Below are 20382 nucleotides of genomic sequence, written 5' to 3'. Positions count from 1 at the left end.
AAATGCACTCTTTACGCACTGGAACTATTTGAACTGGCTGCTTGAGATGGCGGATTGTCTGCCATCTCAAGATTTAGTTGTTGATTGTTGGGTCGAGGTAAGCGTTTGCGCGTGTTCTCATAGACTCCTAGAAATGGAAGTTTTCTTCTACCAAAAGATAGGTATCTTGGATCGTGACCGCGCCCTCGGCAAAATTCATCACCAAGTCTTCGCCAACCCGCTCTATTTCGTCATCTGCAGCGCTTACGAAGCCATCTCCATTTGAGTCAAAATCGTCAAATGAGTCGTAGAGACCACCCGAGCCAACCCGATGTACGCCAATAAACCAAAGGTTATCCGCGGCTGATTTATTGTTGCTCACCATAAAGTCGGTGATGGTGTCATGGTCGAAATCCCCATTCTTGGCGTTGAAAACGAAGTAATCAGCGCCCTGTCCACCTTCGAGAAGATCATTGCCGCCTTCACCTGCGATATTGTCGACGTGCTCACTTCCGTATATCGAGTCTTCACCATCGCCCGCTCTGATCACCATTCGGCTTTCTGATTGCGCATTGCCGATAAAAATATCGTCGTGATCCGAGCCTTGCACCAACGACCCTGTATTGACATAGACAGTATCGGCACCGTGATAAAGACCATCGGCATCGTCGGCATACCAGACCACGTATCCATGGCTGTCGCTATCCAAAAACACATTCGCGTTTTCGACATAAAGCAATTCGTCCATTACTCCTGACTTGGAGATGTGGACGTTATCGCTCCCCTTGCCGCCGTAAATCTCTCCGGACGTGTTGGAGACATGGAACACATCCTTTCCATTCCCGCCATAGAACTTGCCGCTGGCATTGTGCAGGCTGAAGGTGTCGTTGCCATCGTCTCCGCTTAGCAACAGGTTTTGGCCCGATGCTATGAGCATATCATGCCCACCTTTGGCATAAACCGTCAGATCATTCATGTAGGGAATTCTGAAAGTTTCAGCGGATTCCGAGCCCAGGAAAACCTCGATATTCTTAAACTTCAGGAGAGCATCATCACCGATATACCCTTTACCTTCCTTCAACTCATATCTATCGATTTTGACCCCGTTTTTTGAAAGATCGAGCGTATCTTTGCCGCGCCCGCCATTGATCACATCGTTGAACCCAGCCACGATCATATCGTCACCACGCTCTAGATTGATTTGCTGGCGTACATGGTCCGAGCTGTCCACAATGTCGTCACCATGCGTCAGGTCAAACCGCTCGATGCCCTGAAACCGGTTGAACCCGATATCCAACTCCCCGCCGCGTGATTGCAAAGTGCCCTTTGTCACATCAAGCCATGCACCCTTGCCATCGGCAGGATCATAGTAATCGAGCATTAGCTTATCGAACCCGGCGCCGCCGCTGTAGAAATCATTTCCAGCACCTTCGATGAAAGTGTCATAGCCTTCGCCACCATAGGCTTTGTCATGTCCGCCACGCAGTCGGAAATAGTCATTACCACCCCCGCCATAGGCCGTGTTGGACGACGAATTGCCATACACGACATCCCGGTGGTTCGAGCCGATCACATTTTCGATGTAGTTGATCGTGTTGTTGCCGATATTGGCGCGATTATCTGTGGTTGAACGGACAAATCCAGCATTCAGGTCTACCGTCACGCTGTCTTCTGCATAGGCGAGGGAGACGTAATCTGACCCTGTGCCACCATGCAAATAGTCGTCGCCCGCAGACAGCACAAGGTTATCGTCGCCGCCACCACCGTAGACAGTGTCATCACCTCTGCCGGTGTAGATGACATCATTTCCGTAATAGCCGTAGATCAGATCGCCATAGTTGCTACCGACAACCTCGTCATTGCCGGAACCGGCGTGGATGTAGTGACTTCCCGGGAGCCAGGCACGCAGAAAATCGTGCCCGGATGTTCCTCTGAGTGTGTAGTCTGTCATGTCTAAATCTTTCACGTGTTAAAGGAGGTCTGCTCTGAGGCAGGCGTCAGGTTGGGAGCGGTGCAGCAAGGCGGTCCTCAGCCGTGACCGGGCTTTGGTTGGCCGGGGTCAAAGCACTGGATGCAAAGCTGCGTTTTTAGCAGGGACGATTTGAAACCGCGGTATCTTGATCTCGGGGGCAGGATGTCCGTTGTGCATCCCCAAACATGCCTGCACGCCGAAAACTGTCGTCGACCAGCGCGTTGTAATCGCTTCCCGGCATTTGCCGATCTGCCTTTGGTGACAGCGGCCGCGTCTCAAACCCTGCGTGTTTGACTCTGTCTACAATCAGATTCACGTCGTCCGGATCCACTTTGGCGTTTTGCGCCTCCGACAAGACTGCACCGCAGATGCAGAGGAACAGGGCGGAATTGATCACAAGGAGTTTCATGCTGCTTTCCGGTCTTGTGAGCTGGGGGAATTTAGATGATTTGATGCGCACGCCTTGAGCCGCCGAACGACGGCCAGCCCGCCCAGACCGGCCAGCAACAAGGGCAAACCTGCGGGGAGCGGAACAACCGATGGTGCCGATGCGGAAAAGACCTCGGTGCTGAAATCGAGGACGTATTCTCCTTCAAAGTTCTGAGTGGCATCGCCAGCCTCGTCCCCGATTAGACCCAGAATCCGTGACGTTGGCGTCGAGAGAATTCCATCGTCGTTGTTGAATATCCCGTTCGATCCTGTGGCCGCGTCAGCAGCAGTTTCGAATGCTGCGATATTGTTATCTCCCACACCTATAAAATATGTGCCGGCTACGAGGTCCAACGTCAGACATGCGTCGACCCGGCCAATTGGGTAAACAGTTTCGCAAGAAGAATCTCGGTTGTCGTTACCCGCAAGCCCTTGGCCTAAAATATTAAACAGCAACAAATTGGAATTGAAATCCACAGACAAGGCTCGCATCGTAAGGCGGGTTTGTTTGACCAGCCGGAAACTATAGAGGTCTACGTCCGAGATGGCGGTGTTTTCGATACGGCCGTTGATCGCGGTCGTGCCATCCTGGACATCATAGGCGGTCGCCATGGACCGCCCGGCATCGGTTAGTTCAGTAATAGTGCTCGCCGAAGCGACACTCGTGGACGCAGCAATCAGCGTTGCTGCTGCGATGGTGCAAAAGTTCATAATCTTAACTCTTTCGTTTCTGGTGTCAGAAACCCGCCGCCTGCGGTCTTAGCTTTCGATGTGTGCGGGAGAGGTCTCTGGATTGGGTGATGGTTTAGGGTTGCGTCTGACCACGTGCGCTGATGCCCGAGCCGCAGCCAGGCCGAGCACCCCTGTGCGATCGCATATGGATGCGGTGCCCGAGGCGCGGAGGTATTGAGAGCGGGCGCCAGCTGCTTTTGAAGGCCAAGACACAGCGGTACATTTTGTGTTCCTTCTGATCCTCTAACGAATTCATCAAATCGTGGATTTCGAGTTCAATTTTGGTTCTTGGATAGCTGATCAATTTGTCAACTAAGTTGACGTTTAGGTGATTCTAAACATTATGTCAACTGAGTTGACGATAACGACTTGCCTTACCCCTCAAGTACCTGCACCCTGTTGGAAAATTGGTAAGGACGTCCAAAGTGACCAATCTGACATCACAAGAGAAGCTCTATGCGGGCATTCAGATGACCCGCCCCTTGCTGAGATACATCACGTCACGCGTAGAAACGGATTTGAAAGGCACGGGCATCAGCGTGGGGCAGCGTGCAATTCTGGAGGTGTTGTTCGCCGTTGGCAAAGCCACGGCCCCGGAAATCACACGGTATCTGGATGTGAAACGACAATTCGTTGGTCGGGAAGTCAAGGAAATGGAGAACCTTGGCCTTGTCGATAGCGAGCCCAATCCAAACCACAAAAGCTCAAAGATCTACACACTGACCGCAAAAAGCCGCCCCATCATCGAGAGTATCCGTGCGCGGGAGGTCACTCAGATAGGAGCCTTTGCGGAACGCTTCTCAAAGGCTGAAATCAGCGCATTCCACAAAATTCAATCCGCGCTGCTGGCAGAATTTTCGCCCGATTGAATTTTGAGATTTGCGGAGCCCACACCTCCACAGCCTGCTTCCGTCGCCAAAAGCGAAATTTTGGCAAGCGCCACTTGTGGGTAGAAAATCTGTCGCGTGCCGCCATTAGTGCGCTTGCGATCAAAGTTCACTTTGTCCGCGATCTGTGAGTTCGACACTTCATTGGTTTTGCGTTCGCAGCGAATGGCCGGTAAGCGAGCTGCGTCCGCTGCATTCGGAGACCGTGCTCAAGGTCTGGTATGGGCCGTCCTCTTCGCTGCACGCTGTCGAATGGGTAAGCTGGGCTCTCAGCCGCCGACTACTGACGCAGCAAAGCCCTTGGCGCTGTCGTCACGGAACTGGTTGTCGATAGATCGAGCCAAGTCTTTGAAATTTTGCCGCTTCACTCAACGCGCGGTCGTTCACAAATCAGGAGTCGATGTTCGTGCTTCAGGCGGCGAAACCGGGCTGCGAGCCCAAGGCGGTTATTAAAGGTTTTTGAAGCGTAGCTTTGCTTATCGGCTTTCCGGAGCAGGTCCTACTGTCAGTATTCTGCCGTTGTTCCAAACAAGCGCTTCATAGCAGACCTCAGCGCCTGAACCGCCACACCAGCCACCATCGCGACCGATCAATAGAATCTGATCGGGACCCCATTCGATGAGCCTCCAGCCAGTTGCCTGCCACGCTCTGACCGTTCCGTCCACAATCAAATTTAGCATACAGCCGACGGTACCGCAGTAAAGTGAAGCAGCGGAAGAACAGGCATATTTGCTTTCATCAACAAGCTCCGCTTCTACGGTACCGAATTGCGAGCTAAGCCCTATCTCGGTCACCGCATCGCCCGCGTCAAACTCGCCATTTTCGAATGACCGGCAATCTGTAGCTGCGCGGTCGATCAACTCTTGCGCCTCAGGTGAGGCTGCGAATGCAAAAGTGGTGCTTAAGAAAACTGAAATAAATGCGCCAACCACTGCTCGCATTACGACTACCTCCTTGAAGAACTCTACCGTCATGTTGAGGCGGGTCTGCTACGAGCGCAAGTCTTGCGTCAGTCCCGGCCCGTCGCAGCGCCAGACCGGCGGGCCATATACTAAGTGTCTACCTGGTCCCGCAGATCACCAGTTCGCTGCCGGCTCGATTTCGCGGGTGCAGCGAAAGCCCGGTCTGACGGGCGGCACTGCGGCGTGGCCGGACCCGGTGAATGTCTCGTAGGGGCCAATCTCAACTGCGCAATTGAACCGATAGCTTACGATGCCGCGCTGCAGTTTTAGGTCTAGAAAGAGCCAAAGGTAGTGGTCAGGCCAATAGATGGCGCCAGCCTCGGTGCCAGGGCTGGCGGCCGACATGCAAACGGCTCATAAGGACAACAATCCCCAACCGATTGCCAAGATATGACAGAAGCCGCCCACAATACACCCACCCTCCGCAACTGGGCGGCCCTTTTGTTCCTCAGCTTCGTGTGGGGAGGCGCGTTCATGTCAATGGCTGTGGCGTTGGAGCAATACGGCCCATTCACCGTCGCAGCTGGACGCATCGGTATTGGCGCGCTAGCGCTTCTGGCAGTCGTCGCCGTCACTCGCCCCGCAGATCTGGCGATCAACGACCAGAAAACCCTGTGTTTCATCCTGCTTTTGGGTGTTCTGAACTTCGCTTTACCTTTCAGCCTTCTGGCCTGGGGGATACAGCGGGTATCCGCCAGCGGTGACCAGCTGTCGATATCGTGCGAAATCTCCTTGAGTCTTTGAAATCTAACCCATTCAGCGGCAAGATCATGTTCGAACACTATTCGGTTTCGGTGGTTCTTTCTTAAGGGTAAATACTGAGTCTTCTGCTGGAAAATTTGCGCGTCGGTGGCATCTAATTCACTTATCGCAAAGCTACGCTCAAAATTGGCCTCTCGCTCTGCAAGGCGGATTAAGAGGTTTTGTGGACCAACTTGACCTTCTGTCCAAAATTGCCAGATACCGTCGACAAACGCAGTGGGTATAGTTAGCTCATCATTGGCCTCATCAAACACTCCAGCCGCTCTCATTACCCAGCTTATTGTTTGCAGGTTGGTGAGAGCGGAAACTGCTTCCTCTCGGAACGAGAGCCATCTTAGCTCAGCGCTAGAACGAAGAGCTTCCTTGACTTCAGCTGGTTGAATCGTTGCTAAGGGGAGCGTGGTTTTGGAGTACTGTTTCAACTCCATTTGAACCCGCTCGCGCCAGGCTTCTGTCTGACAGACAACCACAATGCGCCAGAAGTCCCTTGGTTCACGTTCTGCTTGGTTCAAAAGCTCACCGATGAGCTTATTAGCGCGTGACAATGCATCCAGATCGAGTTTTTCGATCGCATCCAAAACCAGCACGTTGGCTCGGCTTCGTGCCGCCGTAAGGACACTGGCCAGATCGTGGACGACGCCCATTTTCCTGCGTCCCACTTCCGAAGTGAGTGCTTTGACATGCTCAGGGCCAAGCCATATCTGACTAGCGGTGGGGAATTTCTCATCAAGCGTACTTTTTACAAGGGCTGATTTTCCCGTTCCGGAATCTCCAACAACCACGGTCACTCGATGGGTTGCCAATAGGTCTCTAAGAGCGTCCTTTGCTACCGAACGTGGTAAGGAAAGGCCGGAGGGTAACTCACTTTGTATCCCGGCTTGGCTGTCTCGGGATAAGGCTCTCAACGAATCCCAAGAGCTTTCAAAGTTGGGAAGATCTTTCAGATCGTAGCTGAGACGAAACTTGTTCCAGACTTCACCGATGGCAATCGTTCCAGTGCCCACTCGAGTTTCCTCAGCGATCTGGACTAGTGCCTTCCAGACATCTTCTGCCTCTTGTTGTGTGCCGCTTTGAATTAACTGACGGCAACGGCTAACTGCCTCCGCCTCCGACGATGAATGATCCAGCTGGAAATCAAGTGGCACCACTGTTATCCGCTGTACCAATCGAAGCGTTTCATGATCTGTTGCCACAGCTGAACCGTTCGGGCTTTTGATACTGTCAAAAATGCTTGAGTGTATGCTGGTGGCTCTTATTCTAGACAGAGCGAGTTCCTCATCGGAGCTTTTCGCCCAGTTGGTAATATCTGCCCAAACAGGATCGAATGCGGGATGCCTCCCCCTAGTTACAAGACCCAAGCAGTCCGTGTTTCTTTGCATTAAGCCGTCGCCATTACTCCATTGTTTCCAGGCGAGCTCCACAAAATCCTTTGGCAATCCATTGCGCGACACTTGAACGTTACTCTTGCATGAGATTGCAAGATGACTGGCCCCGTCTTGAGTCGAAACCAAAAGGTCATCGATGATCCAGCCATTGAACTCGTCTGAGACTGCAAAATTGCGCCTTCCGTCCCGACACCTTGAAGCCTTTGTCCGAGCAACATCTTAGAAATTAACCAAGCAGAAGTTAGATCTTCGAAGTTGAAGCCCGGTCCGGCGGTTTGACGTGTGGTCGCAGGCATTGATGATCTCAACTTCTTACAAGTTCGTTCGAAAGGGCGAGTTAGCCTTTATGATAAAGTGCCCGACGTCGAAGCGCCATCAATCAGAGTAACTTGGTTCCCAAAATCAGATGGTTTCAGGATGCTGAATCAAACGTGTTCGATGTCGGCTTTTTCACTAAAACTGATCAGGATTGCCAACGCAGCGAACGTCCGCAATCCGCCCTCCGGACAGATTCTGTCGAGCCGATCTCAAGTGCAAGCAGCAGGCTCAGGGGATTTGGACAAGCCAAACGCCCTTCGCCGTTAGGGTGGAGGCGCAGCCTCCCCCCTCGGACAAGACAAATAGACAAGGCCGTGTCCTCGGCTTCGCCTGCGGGCCGCACCAACCTTGTCGATTTGTCCTGTCTCGCCCCCCTCCGCGTTCGCCACGTGGCAGATTTGCAGGAGCAGGCGGCTTCGCCGTCTGACCTTCAAATCACCCCCGATTTTCCGGTTAGGAAACGGGGTTAAGCGAAACAAGCGAGCCTACGGATGGGAAGCGGAGAACTTCAAAATAGGAAAGAGTTTGGCGCAATAGGAAAAACTATGTGTCGCCTCACAAAAATTAAAATGGCGGACCGAGGAGGATTCGAACCCCCGACCCCTTGATTCGTAGTCAAGTACTCTATCCAGCTGAGCTATCGGTCCACTGTCGCGCGGTTTAGTGCCGTGGGCCGGTTTATGCAAGCCCAATCAGTAGAAAATTCAGTTCACGTAGAGTTATGATTTCAGACATCGCTGGTCTTTACAAACGCACACCATCTCGGCAGCTCTAGGCGATGACTTCGGATTGCGCCTCTACCTTACCACTTGACGTCATCGTCCCGTCGCCTTTCGGCAGGCAAATCGTGAAACAGGTGCCATCCTGTCCGGTTCTGGCAAGCTCCAATGTCCCGCCGTGCCCGCGGATCAATTCCGCAGAAATCGCAAGACCGAGACCGGAGCCACCTTTGCGGGCGCCCCCCTGAAATGGCGTAAAGAGGTGCTCCTGCGCCTTTGCGGGCAATCCCGGCCCCGTGTCGGTGACATCAATCCACCAGGCTTCGTCATCTTCGCGCGCATCCACGCTGATCTCTCCAGCTGTCCCTGTTGACACCAAGGCCTGACGGGCGTTGCGGATGAGATTGGCCAGAACACGGTACAACTGTTCCGGATCCGCGCGCACCATCATTCCGAAAGGCACGGCACAAGCGAAACTGACATCGGCCTCGCCCACGGCGAGCCGTTCACTGTCGATCACCTCTTCGACCAGATCCGCCAGGGGCAACATGGTCAATGTGGGGCTTGGCTCTTCGGCTTTGCCGAAGGCAAGAGTACTTTCGCACAGATGCACGGCCCTCGTAATGCTGCTGACCAGCTTCGGAGCCATGCGTTTGACCGTCGGGTCTTCACTCATTTCGATCCGATCGGTGAAAAGCTGTGCGGAGGTAAGGATATTACGCAGGTCGTGACTGATCTTGCTGACGGCACTGCCCAGTTGCGCCAGCCGGTCTTTCTGCCGCAATGCCTGGGTCAGGTCGGTCTCCAGTGTTTGCAAGGCCTCTTCCGCCTCACGCAGTTCCGTCACGCTCGCCGACGGTGTAATGATCCGGCGCGCATCTTCCGGCGCTTGGGCATAGTTCTGCATGTGTCCAACCACGCCCTTGATGGGCTTCAGCAGCAAGGCACGCATCGCAATGAACAGCAAAAAGGCCGTGAAGATCGAAATCACCGCCGACAGGATCAGAATACGGATGCCGTAGTCGATCATCGCTTCCCGCAGGGGGGTGGTTTCCATCGTGATCTCGATCAGCAGCCCGGCATCGCGGACCGGCGCGCCAATCACGCGGATGACTTCGTTCTCGGGGGCGACAAAGCGGGTCAATGCATCGCGGATCAGAACGGCGGCCCCGTCCTCGCGCATGTCAAAGGTCTGTGAGATCGGTTGCGGCAGTTGCGAGGCGAGCATGAGTTGCCGCACCTGGTCACGGCGCAGCACTACGTTGAAGACGCCCGCGTTTTCCAGCAGCTCAGCCTCCAGCTCGCGGTCGATCATGTCGTCGGCCAACAGGGCCAATGATGCAATCTGTGCCCGTTCCAGCCGGTTCATCAGGTAGTCTTCGCGGAACCGTGCAATCGACGGCACGAAGATCAGGACCTCGGCCAACATCACGAAGATGGTGGTCAAGATAACCAGACGTCCTGAGAGCGAATTGAACATAGGCGTTAGCGTTTCACGGCACGAGGCGTTGAACAAGCCCTACAATCCGTTTGACCATGGGGCTGTCAAAGAGCCGCGGGCTGAAATAGGCCCCTGCGGCGCGCTTGTTGATCTCTCCGATCGTGGGATAGGGCGCGACCATCGCGGCGATCTGGCTCATCTTCATGCCGTTGGCCAGGGCAAGGGCCCAGAGGTTGATCAATTCACCTGCCTGATATCCGACGATGGAGGCCCCCACCGGGCGCCCCTTGACCACCATCACCTTGATGAACCCCTTGGTCTTGCGCTCGGCAATCGCCCGGTCGTTGTGATCGTAGTGAAAGCGCACAACCTCCAGCTTGCTGCCGTGCGCCTTCTTGGCGTCGGCTTCGGTCATGCCGACTTGCGCCAGTTCAGGATCGGTATAGGTCGCCCAAGGGATATGCGCCGTCTTGGCCCTGGAGGGCAAGGCAAACAGCATCGACCGGATGATGACCCCTGCGTGGTACCCCGCGACATGGGTGAACTGCAGACCGCCTGCCGCGTCCCCGATGGCATAGACCTTGCGGTTGGTCGTGCGCAGGCTGGCATCCACCTTCACGCCGGTTTTTGTGGTCTTTATGCCCGCCGCGTCGAGATTCAGCTTGTCGGTGTTGGTCTTGCGCCCCACCGCCATCAGCAGGTGGGTGCCCTTGATCCGGCGGCCGTCCTCCGTCACCACCTCGATGGCGCCGGGTTTGCCCCTGATCTCGGCGGCTTTCGCGTTTTCTTCGATCACGACGCCTTCGTCGCGCAGGCTGCTCAGCACCACCGCTGCCAGTTCAGGGTCGTCTTTCCCAAGCGCCTTGGCGCCTTCGATCACGGTGACCTTGCTGCCCAGGCGCACATGGGCCTGCGCCATTTCCATCCCGATCGGACCACCGCCGATGATCAGCAGGTGTTCGGGGGGCTCGCGCAGGTCAAACAACGTCTCATTGGTCTCATATGGCACATTTTCCAATCCGGGGATCGGCGGGACCAGCGGTGAGGACCCGGTCGCAATCACGATACGCCGCGCCGTGATCACCGTGTCGCCCGCCTGCACTTCGTTGGAGGAGATAAAATGCCCGAATTCCCGTATGACCTTGACGCCAAGCCCCTCGAACCGCTCCTGGCTGTCCACGGGTTCGATCTGTGCAATCACGTCGGCCACGTGATCCTTGGCCGCCGCATAGTCCGCCGCACCGGGCGCGTTCGCCACACCATACTGTTCGGCGTGGCGCTGCGCATAGGCGGCCTTGCCGCTCGCAATCAGCGCTTTGGACGGCACACAGCCATAGTTGAGGCAATCGCCCCCCATCTTATGACCCTCAAGCAAGACCACGTCGGCGCCCATCTGCACGGCACCGGCAGCAACCGAAAGCCCACCGGACCCCGCGCCAATGATCAGGATATCTGTCTTGAGACGGGTCATGGGTCAGAGGTCTTTCTTGCCGGTCACGGCCTTGATCATTACGGGCAGCAGGGACAACAGGCAAAGTCCCAGAATGGGCAGTAGGATGTGCGGTTCGAAGATGACGCCGAGGTTGGGGCTTTCCCCCCGCTCAAACACCGCCCCCAACCCGGCACCGACCGAAGAGTAGACCAGCGACCCCGGAATGATGCCCAGGAACGTGGAGATCACGTAGCGGTGCAGCGGCACAGCCAGAAACGCCGGCACCAGATTGGCAACGAAGAAGGGCACTACTGGTACGAGGCGCAGGAAAAAGAGCATCGACCACTGGTTCTCATCAATGCCCTCCTTGATTTTGCGCACTGTGCCCTGCGAGGCATCCATGCGCGCCTTGAGCTTCTCGCCCAGCCCGTAGCGCGCGGCCAGAAAGATCACCGTGGCACCAATGGTTGCCGCCGTCACACTCAGAGCGGAGCCGCCAAAGGTACCAAAGAGGAACCCACCGGTAAGGGTCGCGATCAGCGCCCCCGGCAGGGAAAACGCCACTATCACGATATAGGCCGCGAGAAAGCTCAGGGTCGTCAGCACAAAGTGGCTGTCGCGAAAGGCAATCAGCGCTTCGCGGTTGTCACGCAAGGCGTCGAAACTGATGTAGTCTTTCAGTGTGAATGCCCCGACTGCGGCAACACCGAGGATCACGATCAGGGGCAGATTGCGCATCAGTCCTGATTTGGACCCGGATTTGGGATTGTCCGTCATATCTGACATTACACTGTCCTCTCAGAGCGCGTGTTTCAATTCAATTGCTAGATGACGGCTTATGGCGCGTGGCGATAGGCCCATCACGGGCGCTTGATCGGCTGTGACGGTTTCGCCGCCCTAACCCCGCGAAACGGCTCTATTTGAAACAAGTTGATGCCTCCTTACCCTGCCTGGTCCAAAATTATTGCAATCTGCGGCAATATTCCCGCCTTCGGGGTTTGACTTGGGGCCAAGAGCGCTTTAGAGCACGGGCTTCGAATGACACCGGGCAGCCGCGCGATTCCGCGCCGCCGGGCAGCAGACATGGAGACGGAGCGATGAAACGCACCTATCAACCTTCCAACCTCGTGCGCAAGCGGCGCCACGGTTTCCGCGCGCGCATGGCCACCAAAGCCGGTCGCAAGATCATTAATGCGCGCCGCGCCCAGGGCCGGAAATCGCTGAGCGCCTGATCGCGCTACGGACAAGGTCGGGAACATGACACCGCCGCAAGCGTCTCCACCGGGCACAACCGCCTCCGGAGACCTGCTTCCGGCGGTTTCTTTACGTCTGGAGACGCTCAGGAAACGTGCGGACTTCCAGCGCGCGGCGCGGGCCAGGCGAATTGCGATGCCGGGCTTTATCCTGCAGATGCGCAAACGTCCTGACGGGGACGCGCAGGGTATACGGGTCGGGTACACCTGCTCCAAGAAGGTCGGCAACGCGGTGGCACGGAACCGCGCCAAGCGTCGGTTACGCGAAGCTGCACGGCTGGTCCTGACGCATCAGGGTCGCGACGGGATGGATTACGTGTTGATCGGGCGGCGCGAGCACACGACCGCCCTGCCCTTTGACAAGTTGCGGGCTGACCTCGAAACCGCCCTGCGCAAACTGCATGGTCCGGCCAGATGACACTCATGGCGCAGATCATGGCGCTGCCGATACGGGCCTACCGGCTGCTTTTCAGCCCTTGGGTCGGGCACAACTGCCGCTATCAACCGACCTGCAGTGCATATGCACTGGGCTGTCTGGAAAAGCACGGTGCGGTGAGAGGAGGCTGGCTGACGCTCCGGCGTATCGGGCGATGTCATCCCGGGGGCGCCAGCGGATATGATCCGGTACCAGAGACAAAATCAAAGGATGCTGGATAGACCCGCCGTCAGGATTGCTTTTCGAAAGTGATGATGACCTCTCCGATATCGATGCCATATCTCTTCATATACGCACGATTGAGCAGGCGGGTGTCGCTCAGCAACCACATCCAGTCATCGAAACGCACCCGCAACGCGCCATCCGGCACCGGCACCGGCAGGTCGATGGTGTATTGCCAGTTAAAGGTATCGCCCCGCTCCTCGCCCGTGGCATCGCCGATCACCCCCGGGGCGGTGCCGCGCCATGTCTCTGGTCCGGTCTTCTGCAGCCTCCAGACCCGCTGTTCCGTACTGCCATCTTCATAGGTAAAGTCCTCCACCAGTTTCAGCGTCTCTCCATCCCATGTGCCCTCAATTTGAACATCAAAGCGGCGTCGGACGGTCCCAAAGATATCCTGAAACTGGCCATATGCCACAACGCGTCCCTCAAAGAACTCTTCCAGGTTCAGTTGCCGGGACGACAGCGGCTCATCCTCCAGAGCGGGCTTTCCCACGCATGCGGACAACAGCCCGGCAAATGAAAGCGCGATAACAAGTCGGATCATGACGGCCTCCTCACCTGCAATTGAGTACGCGCAACAGGCGCTTTTGGTTCAACCACAATGCCGGTATAGAGGCACAAAACCCGATCAGGACGGCTTGCATGCTGGATACACCTCAGGACATTCATCCGCTTTTCAACGGCGCGCCGTCGACCACCGAGTTCAAGAAGTTGCGCAAGCGTATTGTGCGCGCGACCCGCGAAGCCATTGAACAATATGGCATGATCGAACCCGGCACGCGTTGGCTGGTTTGCCTGTCGGGTGGCAAAGACAGTTATACACTGCTGGCAGTGCTCTATGAACTGAAATGGCGTGGTCTACTGCCCGTCGAACTGCTCGCCTGCAATCTCGACCAGGGTCAACCGGGCTTCCCCGCGACGGTATTGCCGGCGTTTTTGGAGAAAATGGGTGTACCGCACCGCATTGAATATCAGGACACCTACTCCATCGTCATGGACAAAATTCCACAGGGTCGTACCTTTTGCGCACTCTGTTCACGCTTGCGCCGGGGTCATCTTTACAGGATCGCGCGCGAAGAAGGCTGCAGCGCGGTTGTTCTTGGCCACCATCGCGACGATATCCTGGAAACCTTTTTCATGAATCTCTTTCACGGCGGGCGTTTAGCAACGATGCCGCCCAAACTGGTAAATGAAGAAGGAGATCTGTTCCTGTACCGCCCCCTCGCCCATGTGGCCGAAGCCGATTGTGAGAAATTCGCCAAGGCAATGAACTATCCGATCATCCCCTGCGATCTTTGCGGCAGCCAGGACGGTCTTCAGCGTCAGCAAGTCAAAGCGATCCTCGATGGTTGGGAGAAAAACAGCCCCGGTCGCAGACAGGTCATGTTCCGCGCCCTTATGAACGCGCGCCCGTCTCATCTGTTAGATCCAAAGCTCTTCGATTTCGAAGGCCTGAGCCTGAAATAGACAGAATTTTAGTCAATCCCGCTACAATCAGTGTTTCTTTGTTAACGGGCGGGTCATGGGTACCAGCATATCTTGCACGGCAATGTGCTTTGTGCACGGGTCTGAAAGGTACGCAATATGGCAGGGGTCTTTGCCAAGAAAGCTGCGGGGATGCGCAGCAAGATTGCCGGAATTTTGACACGCCCCTTGGCGCTGGCCTGTCTACCCGCAATCTCCCTGGTCGTTTACTGGCTCGGCGGGGACACGGCGTTAATTGCGGTCGCTGTTGCAATGCCTCTTGTTTATGTCCTCATTGGCGGGAATGGCGCAGCCTCCCGGGCACCTAAAAATACCAGTCGCTCACCCTTGCAGGACAGGGACGCATTCGAGGAAACCGTGGCGCGTGTCTTCAAGCAGGTTCGCGAAACCTCACACTTTTCAGCGATTTTTAAAGTTGAGATCGACGAGACGGACGGCATCGTCGACCGGTATGGTCAAGCAGCAACTGATTTGATCGTCGCGCGCGCAGGCGAGCGTGTCGCATCCGTACTGCGCGATGGCGATGCGATTGCCCGAACCGGGGACTACAAATTCACCGCTTGCCTGAAACCGGTCAAGCAGCTCGACCTCGAACTCTGCATTCAACTGGCAGGTCGGCTGCAAACAGCGCTTGAGGAACCGATTTCCATTGACGGTACAACCGTGTACATCACTACATCCGTTGGGTTCTGCCAGCACACACGTGTGATCAACAAATCACCGCGCGCCTGGATTGAAGCTGCCCGCACAGCACTCCGCGAGGCGCAAGCTCACGGGCCCAATGCGATCCGTGCCTATTCCGATGAAATGAAGCGCCGAACCGAAACGCGCGCCGAATTGCGTCAGGAAGTCGCCAACGCGCTGGAGAATGGCGACATCAGACCTTGGTTCCAGCCCCAGATTTCGACGGATACCGGTCGCGTAACGGGATTTGAAGCGCTGGCACGCTGGAATCACCCCCAGCGCGGCATGATCTCACCCGCTGATTTTCTGCCTGCAGTCGAACAGTCCGACATGCTGGAGCGCTTGGCTGAGGTCATGATGTTCCACGCCTTTACCGCCATGAAAGCATGGGATGACGCAGGGGCCTCTGTCCCCCAGATCGGTGTAAACTTTGCAGGCCCGGAACTGCGCAACCCGCGACTCATCGACAAAGTCAAATGGGAACTTGACCGCTTTCACCTGACCCCGGAACGTCTGGCCGTCGAAGTGCTGGAAACCGTTGTCTCGAACGCGCCAGATGACATCATTGCACGCAATATCAATGGGTTGGGCGAACTGGGCTGCCGCATAGATCTGGATGACTTTGGCACGGGCCATGCCTCCATTGCCTCCATCCGCCGCTTCTCGGTCAGCAGGATCAAAATTGACCGATCCTTTGTGATGAAAGCCGACCGTGACCCCGAACAGCAACGCATGATCAGCGCCATCCTGACCATGGCCGAGCGTCTGTGTGTCGAAACGCTGGCGGAAGGTGTGGAAACTGTTGGCGAACACGCGTTGCTTGCGCAGCTTGGATGCGATCATGTTCAGGGCTTCGGGATCGGAAAGCCCATGCCCTTTGACGAAACACTCACATGGATTGCGAACCACAACACCAAGCTTAAGGATGTGCCGCGCATCTTGGGCAATCGCGCCAACTGACCTGAAAAGGGTACCACTAGCGTCGCAGCTGAAATGCCCCATCCATCTCTGTCTACCTGAGTGAAAACAGCCCAAAGACCCCGAATCCGCTTGACCTTTGGGGCTGCACTCTGTTGAACCCACGCTGATACAAACAGATCAGGTGGCTGTCCCAGATGGACGATCAAAACAAGAACCTTATTCTTGCAACAGCACTCAGTTTCCTCGTGATCCTGGTCTGGTTTATCCTGTTCCCCCCCCCTGAACCGGAGGTGCCGCTGGAAAGTCCATCAGCGGCACAAACCACGGGATCAGAGGGCACGGCTATTGCGACCGTCCCCTCTTCAACGGCTGAAACGCAGGCGGCGCCTGAAACGGAAACCCGTGAGGATGCCCTGGCCGACGCACCACGCGTCCCCGTCCTGACAGACCGGGTCAGCGGCTCCGTCTCCCTGCTTGGCGGGCGGATCGACGATCTGTCTCTTAATGACTACCGGGTCACCCAGGAAGAAGGCGCCGAAATCGTCAAGATGCTCTCTCCTGTGGGCACAGCCGACGCTTACTATGCGCTTTATGGCTGGGCGCCGGGTGCCGGGATGGATCCGTCTTCAGTGCCGGGGCCCAATACACTCTGGGCACTGGCCAGCGGTGAAACCCTGACAGTTGACAACCCGATTACGCTGACATGGGACAACGGTGCCGGCCAGCTCTTCACGCGCACGATTGCCATTGATGCCGACTATCTGTTCACGGTCACACAATCCGTTGCCAACACCGGCGCAGGACCCGTCAGCATGGCCCCCTACGGCGTTCTGGCACGCCACGGTGAACCTTCGGATCTGAAGAACTTCTTCATCCTTCATGAGGGTGTCGTCGCCATGGCAGATGGCGAATTGACCGAAACCGATTGGTCGGACATGCCTGATTTCGAATTCGCAGAACGCGAAGGCGCGCGTGCTGAGATCACACAGGTCGCCCAAAATGGCTGGATCGGGTTCACCGACCACTTCTGGATGTCCACGCTGATCCCCGCACCGGGCAGCGCCTTCAAGTCGGTCGCCAAATACGATGAGCGTCGCGATATCTACCAGGCGGAAACGGTGCAGCCGACCCAAACCGTGGCCCCCGGCACCTCCGTCACTGTGACCAGCCAGCTGTTCGCGGGCGCCAAGGAATGGGAAACCATCCGCAACTACCAGTCCGCGGGCGTTGAAGGGTTCATCGACAGCATCGACTGGGGGTGGTTCTTCTTCCTGACGAAACCCATATTCTGGCTGCTGCACGAATTGAACCAGCTGATCGGCAATATGGGCTGGGCGATCATCGGGCTGACCCTGATCATCAAGGCGCTGCTCTTCCCGCTGGCCTACAAATCCTATGTCTCCATGGCCAAGATGAAAGAGCTCCAGCCGCAGATGGAGAAACTGAAGGAAGAGGCGGGCGACGACCGGCAGAAGATGCAGCAGGGCATGATGGAGCTCTACAAGCGCGAAAAGGTGAACCCCGCCGCGGGCTGTCTGCCCATCCTCTTGCAGATTCCGATTTTCTTCTCGCTCTACAAGGTGATCTTCGTTACCATCGAATTGCGGCACGCGCCTTTCTTCGGTCCCTTTCAGGACCTCAGCGCCCCCGACCCCACCTCGATCATGAACCTCTTTGGCCTTCTGCCTTTCGCGGGTCCCGAACCGACCTCAATCATGGCACTGATCTTCATCGGTATCCTGCCGCTGCTGCTGGGTATTTCCATGTGGCTGCAGCAAAAACTGAACCCCGCGCCCACGGACCCGACGCAACAGATGATCTTTGCCTGGATGCCCTGGGTCTTCATGTTCATGCTGGGCAGCTTTGCCAGCGGTCTTGTGGTCTACTGGATTGCGAACAACACGATCACCTTCACGCAACAGTACCTGATCATGCGCAGCCAAGGCTACTCGCCTGATGTCTTCGGCAACATCAAGAGCAGTTTCAAACGCAAAGCTGCCGAGGACGCGGACAAGTGACCGTGATCCTCGCCCATATCTGGCGACACCCCCTCAAGGGTCTTGGCAGTGAGGCGGTGGAGCGGGTCGATCTCGACCCTGAACAAGCGGTTGTGGGGGATCGTGCCTGGGCTTTGCTGAATGCGGAAGCTGAGGACACTGACGAGTGGCAACCCCGGCGCAACTTTCTGCAGGTTGCCTCCGGTCCGCGATTGTCAGCCATCACCGCCGCAGAAACACCCGGTGGCGTGCGGCTGACACATCCGGATCGCGCACCGCTGGACTTCAGCCCGGCAAGCGGCACGGGCGTGCTGGCAGACTGGATCGGCGATCTATGGCCAGACAATCGCCCCGGTCCCGCCCGGCTGGTCAAAGCACCGGCTCAGGGCATGACCGATGTATCCTACGCCTCCGTCTCCATCGGCAATCTGGCCTCACTGCGTGCGCTCAGCCAGAAGGCGGGGATGGACGTCGATATGCGCCGTTTTCGGATCAACCTATGGCTCGACGGCCTTGCGCCCTGGGAAGAGATCGATCTGTTGAAATCCGACATCACGCTGGGCACCGCAACGCTCAGCCCGGTGGAACCCATCGAGCGGTGTCGCGCACCGGACGCGAACCCGGTGAAAGGCAGCCGTGATCTGGGCATGCTGCGGCTGTTGGAAGACGGATGGAATACACGGGACTTTGGCGTCTATTTCAAGGTGAGCAAAGCAGGCTCCGCCGGTGTCGGTGACGCACTGACATGAGTGCACTGCCCTTCCCCATTGCCGAGGAGCCCGATCCCCAAACGCTCGAAACCGGGCGGCTGCTCTTTGCAGGCGACACCGAATTCGTCAAAGGCGTGGTTGCGATGTCGGGCTTGCCGGAGCCTGACCGGCTGGAGGTGTGTTTTGCCGGGCGCTCCAACGTCGGGAAATCCTCACTGATCAATGCGCTGACCGGCCGCAAGGGATTGGCACGGGCCTCGAACACGCCGGGCCGCACGCAGGAGATCAACTTTTTCACCGCCGGTGAAGAGCACTATCTGGTCGATTTGCCGGGCTACGGTTTCGCCAATGCGCCGGTGCCGGTTGTCGAGAAATGGCAGCGGCTGCTGAAACAATATCTGTCGGGGCGTCAGACCCTGCGCCGCGCCTTTGTGCTGATCGACGCGCGCCACGGCGTCAAGAAAGTGGATGATGAGATCCTGAGCCTGCTCGACAGCGCCGCGGTCACCTTCCATGTGGTCCTGACCAAAGCGGACAAGGTGAAGGAAGCGGAACGCGCCAAGGTCCTGGATCAGGTGCGTGCCGCATTGGCCAAACATCCCGCCGCCTACCCGGAGATCATCGTGACCTCCAGCGAAAAGGGCTGGGGCATCCCGACTTTGCGATCTATCATCGCGACACTCGAGTAGACGGGCCCCTTGCGCGACGGCGGGCACGCAATCATAACGCCGCAACGGATGGCCCAAAGATGAAGACCCAAGACATGAACCGTGACTGGATCGCAACCGCAAGCACCCTCAACAAGGCCCTGCCGTACCTGCAGCGCTATGCCAATGCGACGGTGGTGATCAAACTCGGTGGTCACGCCATGGGCAGCGATGCTGCGATGGAAGAGTTTGCGCGTGACGTCGTCTTGATGCGGCAGGTCGGCGTGAACCCGGTGATCGTGCACGGTGGTGGGCCGATGATCAACGCGATGCTGGAAAAGCTGCAGATCAAATCGGACTTCGTGAACGGCAAGCGGGTCACGGATGCGGCAACCATGGATGTGGTGGAAATGGTGCTCGCCGGTCTCGTGAACAAGCGGATCGTGCAGGCGATTAACCGTCAGGGCGGGCGCGCCGTGGGGCTGTCGGGCAAGGATGCAGGAATGATCACCTGCACGCAAGCGGACCCGGATCTAGGGTTTGTCGGCGCGCCGCAAGAGGTCAATCCAAGGCTGCTGCGCGATCTGACAGAGAAGGAATACATCCCCGTCATTGCCCCGCTTGGCATGGGTCGTGAGGGCGAAACCTTCAACATCAACGGCGATACGGCGGCGGGCGCCGTGGCCGCCGCACTCAAGGCCGACCGGCTCTTGCTGCTCACCGACGTCGCCGGCGTGAAAAACGAAAGCGGCGAGGTGGTCACCGAGCTCAGCGCCGATCAGATCCGCGAGATGACCAGCGCCGGGACCATCGCTGGCGGTATGATCCCCAAGACAGAGACCGCGTTGGAGGCCATCGAGGGCGGCGTCCGGGCGGCGGTCATCCTCGATGGGCGTGCGCCCAATGCCTGCCTGCTGGAGCTTTTTACCGAGCATGGCGCGGGGTCGATCATCCGCGCGGGCTAACGCAGATGTGTCAAGCTGTCGCTTGGTCTGGACCGTGCGCTGCA

Annotated in this window: 18 protein-coding genes, 1 tRNA gene and 1 pseudogene; 11 read left to right on the top strand and 9 right to left on the bottom strand. The window is 56.9% G+C overall.

Annotated features, from left to right (window positions below; all coding sequences use genetic code 11):
* Positions 1–127: 127 nt before the first annotated feature.
* Positions 128–1930 carry a calcium-binding protein gene (locus Q1A07_RS12415; protein ID WP_299781121.1) on the bottom strand — a complete coding sequence of 601 codons (1803 nt, stop codon included), beginning with the start codon at positions 1928–1930 and terminating at the stop codon, positions 128–130.
* A 426-nt stretch (positions 1931–2356) separates the two neighbouring features.
* A complete protein-coding gene (locus tag Q1A07_RS12410; RefSeq protein WP_299781119.1) occupies positions 2357–3091 on the bottom strand; it encodes a VPLPA-CTERM sorting domain-containing protein in 735 nt (244 codons plus the stop codon).
* A gap of 446 nt (positions 3092–3537) precedes the next feature.
* On the opposite strand from Q1A07_RS12410, the gene Q1A07_RS12405 reads away from it, so the two are divergent.
* Positions 3538–3981, top strand: coding sequence for a MarR family transcriptional regulator (locus tag Q1A07_RS12405; protein ID WP_299781117.1), 444 nt, complete (start codon positions 3538–3540; stop codon positions 3979–3981).
* 494 nt (positions 3982–4475) lie between these two features.
* On the opposite strand, the gene Q1A07_RS12400 is transcribed toward Q1A07_RS12405, so the two are convergent.
* Complete coding sequence (locus Q1A07_RS12400; protein ID WP_299781115.1) at positions 4476–4940, bottom strand: hypothetical protein; 465 nt, start codon at positions 4938–4940, stop codon at positions 4476–4478.
* Positions 4941–5351: 411 nt separating this feature from the next.
* On the opposite strand from Q1A07_RS12400, the gene Q1A07_RS21935 reads away from it, so the two are divergent.
* Complete coding sequence (locus Q1A07_RS21935; RefSeq protein WP_366944096.1) at positions 5352–5705, top strand: EamA family transporter; 354 nt, start codon at positions 5352–5354, stop codon at positions 5703–5705.
* Between the two features lie 323 nt (positions 5706–6028).
* Here Q1A07_RS21935 and Q1A07_RS21930 read toward each other — a convergent pair.
* The 5 genes and pseudogenes from Q1A07_RS21930 to Q1A07_RS12375 form a co-directional block, all read right to left on the bottom strand.
* Positions 6029–7102, bottom strand: a pseudogene (locus Q1A07_RS21930) (ABC transporter ATP-binding protein); the annotation flags it as partial.
* Positions 7103–7996: 894 nt separating this feature from the next.
* Positions 7997–8073 (bottom strand) — tRNA-Arg (locus tag Q1A07_RS12390).
* Between the two features lie 124 nt (positions 8074–8197).
* Positions 8198–9625, bottom strand: a complete 1428-nt coding sequence (locus tag Q1A07_RS12385) for a HAMP domain-containing sensor histidine kinase (RefSeq protein WP_299781111.1) — start codon at positions 9623–9625, stop codon at positions 8198–8200.
* 13 nt (positions 9626–9638) lie between these two features.
* Positions 9639–11057 carry an FAD-dependent oxidoreductase gene (locus tag Q1A07_RS12380; RefSeq protein ID WP_299781109.1) on the bottom strand — a complete coding sequence of 473 codons (1419 nt, stop codon included), beginning with the start codon at positions 11055–11057 and terminating at the stop codon, positions 9639–9641.
* Between the two features lie 3 nt (positions 11058–11060).
* The gene (locus tag Q1A07_RS12375) at positions 11061–11804 is read right to left on the bottom strand and encodes a VTT domain-containing protein (protein WP_299781107.1); all 744 of its coding nucleotides are present in this window, start codon (positions 11802–11804) and stop codon (positions 11061–11063) included.
* 311 nt (positions 11805–12115) lie between these two features.
* Between Q1A07_RS12375 and rpmH the strand changes: the two genes are divergently transcribed.
* The 3 genes from rpmH to yidD are packed head-to-tail and all read left to right on the top strand — an operon-like array spanning position 12116 to position 12928.
* Positions 12116–12250, top strand: coding sequence for a 50S ribosomal protein L34 (rpmH, locus tag Q1A07_RS12370; protein WP_037911188.1), 135 nt, complete (start codon positions 12116–12118; stop codon positions 12248–12250).
* Positions 12251–12275: 25 nt separating this feature from the next.
* Positions 12276–12689 (top strand): ribonuclease P protein component, encoded by a 414-nt coding sequence (gene rnpA / locus Q1A07_RS12365; protein WP_299781105.1) that lies wholly within the window; start codon positions 12276–12278, stop codon positions 12687–12689.
* Entirely contained in the window at positions 12686–12928 is a 243-nt protein-coding gene (gene yidD / locus Q1A07_RS12360) for a membrane protein insertion efficiency factor YidD (RefSeq protein WP_299781103.1), read from the top strand. The genes rnpA and yidD overlap by 4 nt, the downstream gene beginning before the upstream one ends.
* 8 nt (positions 12929–12936) lie before the next feature.
* Here yidD and Q1A07_RS12355 read toward each other — a convergent pair whose 3' ends face one another.
* Positions 12937–13473 (bottom strand): DUF3833 domain-containing protein, encoded by a 537-nt coding sequence (locus Q1A07_RS12355; protein WP_299781101.1) that lies wholly within the window; start codon positions 13471–13473, stop codon positions 12937–12939.
* Positions 13474–13571: 98 nt separating this feature from the next.
* Between Q1A07_RS12355 and ttcA the strand changes: the two genes are divergently transcribed.
* The 6 genes from ttcA to argB all read left to right on the top strand — a co-directional run bounded on the left by ttcA (position 13572) and on the right by argB (position 20338).
* The gene (gene ttcA, locus Q1A07_RS12350; RefSeq protein WP_299781099.1) at positions 13572–14396 is read left to right on the top strand and encodes a tRNA 2-thiocytidine(32) synthetase TtcA; all 825 of its coding nucleotides are present in this window, start codon (positions 13572–13574) and stop codon (positions 14394–14396) included.
* A gap of 117 nt (positions 14397–14513) precedes the next feature.
* Positions 14514–16058, top strand: coding sequence for a bifunctional diguanylate cyclase/phosphodiesterase (locus Q1A07_RS12345; protein WP_299781097.1), 1545 nt, complete (start codon positions 14514–14516; stop codon positions 16056–16058).
* A gap of 155 nt (positions 16059–16213) precedes the next feature.
* Positions 16214–18037, top strand: a complete 1824-nt coding sequence (yidC, locus tag Q1A07_RS12340; RefSeq protein ID WP_299781095.1) for a membrane protein insertase YidC — start codon at positions 16214–16216, stop codon at positions 18035–18037.
* Complete coding sequence (locus tag Q1A07_RS12335; protein ID WP_299781093.1) at positions 18034–18765, top strand: MOSC N-terminal beta barrel domain-containing protein; 732 nt, start codon at positions 18034–18036, stop codon at positions 18763–18765. Before yidC ends, Q1A07_RS12335 begins: the two co-directional genes overlap by 4 nt.
* The gene (yihA, locus tag Q1A07_RS12330) at positions 18762–19415 is read left to right on the top strand and encodes a ribosome biogenesis GTP-binding protein YihA/YsxC (RefSeq protein WP_299781091.1); all 654 of its coding nucleotides are present in this window, start codon (positions 18762–18764) and stop codon (positions 19413–19415) included. Before Q1A07_RS12335 ends, yihA begins: the two co-directional genes overlap by 4 nt.
* A gap of 59 nt (positions 19416–19474) precedes the next feature.
* On the top strand, positions 19475–20338 hold the full coding sequence (argB, locus tag Q1A07_RS12325) for an acetylglutamate kinase (protein WP_195819769.1): 864 nt from the start codon (positions 19475–19477) through the stop codon (positions 20336–20338).
* The last annotated feature ends 44 nt before the right edge of the window (positions 20339–20382 follow it).

This window comes from uncultured Roseobacter sp. (assembly GCF_947492555.1).
Lineage (GTDB): Bacteria > Pseudomonadota > Alphaproteobacteria > Rhodobacterales > Rhodobacteraceae > Roseobacter.
This window is presented reverse-complemented; position numbering and strand designations above follow the sequence as displayed.

Coding starts and splice junctions, on each gene's coding strand:
- Q1A07_RS12385 (WP_299781111.1), bottom strand. CDS start 9,625: ATGTTCAATTCGCTCTCAGGACGTCTGGTTATCTTGACCACCATCTTC.
- yihA (WP_299781091.1), top strand. CDS start 18,762: ATGAGTGCACTGCCCTTCCCCATTGCCGAGGAGCCCGATCCCCAAACG.
- yidD (WP_299781103.1), top strand. CDS start 12,686: ATGACACTCATGGCGCAGATCATGGCGCTGCCGATACGGGCCTACCGG.
- Q1A07_RS12345 (WP_299781097.1), top strand. CDS start 14,514: ATGGCAGGGGTCTTTGCCAAGAAAGCTGCGGGGATGCGCAGCAAGATT.
- rnpA (WP_299781105.1), top strand. CDS start 12,276: ATGACACCGCCGCAAGCGTCTCCACCGGGCACAACCGCCTCCGGAGAC.
- ttcA (WP_299781099.1), top strand. CDS start 13,572: ATGCTGGATACACCTCAGGACATTCATCCGCTTTTCAACGGCGCGCCG.
- Q1A07_RS21935 (WP_366944096.1), top strand. CDS start 5,352: ATGACAGAAGCCGCCCACAATACACCCACCCTCCGCAACTGGGCGGCC.
- rpmH (WP_037911188.1), top strand. CDS start 12,116: ATGAAACGCACCTATCAACCTTCCAACCTCGTGCGCAAGCGGCGCCAC.
- Q1A07_RS12380 (WP_299781109.1), bottom strand. CDS start 11,057: ATGACCCGTCTCAAGACAGATATCCTGATCATTGGCGCGGGGTCCGGT.
- Q1A07_RS12400 (WP_299781115.1), bottom strand. CDS start 4,940: ATGCGAGCAGTGGTTGGCGCATTTATTTCAGTTTTCTTAAGCACCACT.
- Q1A07_RS12355 (WP_299781101.1), bottom strand. CDS start 13,473: ATGATCCGACTTGTTATCGCGCTTTCATTTGCCGGGCTGTTGTCCGCA.
- yidC (WP_299781095.1), top strand. CDS start 16,214: ATGGACGATCAAAACAAGAACCTTATTCTTGCAACAGCACTCAGTTTC.
- Q1A07_RS12410 (WP_299781119.1), bottom strand. CDS start 3,091: ATGAACTTTTGCACCATCGCAGCAGCAACGCTGATTGCTGCGTCCACG.
- Q1A07_RS12375 (WP_299781107.1), bottom strand. CDS start 11,804: ATGTCAGATATGACGGACAATCCCAAATCCGGGTCCAAATCAGGACTG.
- argB (WP_195819769.1), top strand. CDS start 19,475: ATGAAGACCCAAGACATGAACCGTGACTGGATCGCAACCGCAAGCACC.
- Q1A07_RS12415 (WP_299781121.1), bottom strand. CDS start 1,930: ATGACAGACTACACACTCAGAGGAACATCCGGGCACGATTTTCTGCGT.